Raw genomic sequence first — 1,879 nt, forward strand, 5'->3', positions numbered from 1 at the left:
AGCATCGGCACGATGAGCATGGCGGTGAACGCAACTACGGGTGCCCAGAAGAAAACCCAGGTGGCAGATTCGGGTACCAGCAACGACTTGTTGAACAGTTTCCAGAGATCGCGATAGGGCTGGAAAATGGAAGGCCCTTGACCGCGCTGAACACGCTCCTCCACGGTGGTGATGAAGCCGTGCAGCAGTGGTGCCAGAAACATCACGGTGAGCACTTGCCCACACTGCAGGACGATATCGCCAAGCATAGATTCCCCTTATAAGTTTAACTAACGACCAGTTACCCAACCTTGCAGTCGGGATCTGTAGGAGTCATTAGCCTATAAAGGCGGTTATTGGGCGGAATCCATCGCCATAATTTGTGTTGATGATATGCAGAGACAGAAAACGGGTCAAGCGCGTTTTATTCTAAAAACGGCAGTTGCCGTGGGTGTTTTGCAGCGACTTTTGTTCTGAGCCGTTGTTGTTCTTGGCGAAATCCTGCGTCCGTCAGGAGAGCTGTCTGAGCCCAAAGGGCGAGTTCTCTCCTGACAGCAGGATGAGCCTTAGAACAACAGGCGAGGAACAACGGAGCAAAAAGCACCCACGTCAACTGACGTTTTTAGGTTTATGCAAGACGCCATCATTCAGGGCTGTCCGTCGGCCTGATAAATGGCATGAGGACTGATGAAGCGGCTCAGGCGCTGGGCGAGGCTGGCGGCAAGCGGGACGCCCTTATCCAGCGCCTCGGAGTTCAGCAGGATGACAATGGTGTCTTTGCTTTTAGGAGCGTAGATGGCTATGGATTCGAATCCGGCCTGACGGCTGGCATTGCCAACCCAACCATGGTTGACAAACGATCCCCAGCGATACTCTACGGAAGTCGTTGTTTGTCCAGATGCCGGGGACTGCGGATACGCCGCCAGTATGTGATTATATTCAGTCAGGTTCGCATTGATTTTTGCCCAGTCGCGCAGATCAGAGGCGGTTGCGGTCATTGCCCCGGCGGCCCAGAACTGCGAAGGATTCCAGGCGACGGGTTGCAGGTTTTGGGTAGTATTATTGCGGGCATATCCACGAACCTGCAGAAAAGGATCTGCGAAGCTGGTGGAAAAAGTCGTGCTGTTTAAGCGGTTAGGCTGCAGGACTTGTTCGGTGATGACCCGGGACAAGGGCTTGCCGGTAACCTTCTCAATGATCAGACCCAATAAAATCGTGTTGGTGCTGGAATAGTCAAAACGACTGCCCGGCTTGAACAACAGCGGATGGGTGAAGCTGTAATGCAGGAGCTGATCGGGCAGCAGGCGGGCTTCCGGATTTTTCTGAATGGCGTCCAGATAGGCGGCCTGTTTGCTGAAATCCACCAGGCCGCTGCGCATTTGGGCAAGGTCTGCGACAGTCATGTGCTCGCCATCAGGGACACCACTTACGTATCGGGAAACGGGCGCGCTGAGTTGAATTTTATCGGCCTTGGCAAGATCCAGAACCGCTCTCACTGTAAAGGCGGTGCTGAGTTGTCCAATAGGCATATTCATGCGTACGCTCATAGCGGTTTTTTCGGCTGAATTTGCTGTCCCGAAAGCTTGCAGATAGACAGGTCGCCCTGATTGCCAGATGCCGACGATAGCACCCAGAACCTTTGCCTTTTGGAGATGTTCGGCGATAAATTGGGTATACATGCTGGCGGTGTTGTGAAAACCGGAAACACCGGATAAACCGGAAAGCGCTGAAGCCTGAGCCGAAACACCAGCTGCCACACAGGAAAGTACAAGGGTAGACAAGAGAATGTGCTTTGGAGAAATCATGCTGTTCTGGTCCTTATGCAAGATGAATTGCCATTTCCATGCCTGCTGGTGAAAGCTGCAGTTTCATGGGGCAAGGCGCGGGCTTAGGATAACGC

Annotated in this window: 2 protein-coding genes and 1 riboswitch; both genes read right to left on the bottom strand. The window is 53.1% G+C overall.

The window, feature by feature from the left end:
• Window positions 1-248, bottom strand: a 248-nt coding sequence (locus tag AC2VLY_RS03580; RefSeq protein ID WP_486921780.1) for an NADH-quinone oxidoreductase subunit H, incomplete at its 3' end; no start/stop codon positions are given.
• Between the two features lie 51 nt (window positions 249-299).
• A riboswitch (Fluoride riboswitch) is annotated at window positions 300-363 on the bottom strand.
• A 263-nt stretch (window positions 364-626) separates the two neighbouring features.
• Window positions 627-1,784 (bottom strand): serine hydrolase domain-containing protein, encoded by a 1,158-nt coding sequence (locus tag AC2VLY_RS03585; RefSeq protein WP_486893194.1) that lies wholly within the window; start codon window positions 1,782-1,784, stop codon window positions 627-629.
• Window positions 1,785-1,879 lie beyond the last annotated feature (95 nt).

Source organism: Acidithiobacillus sp. TH-A36 (assembly GCF_057473445.1).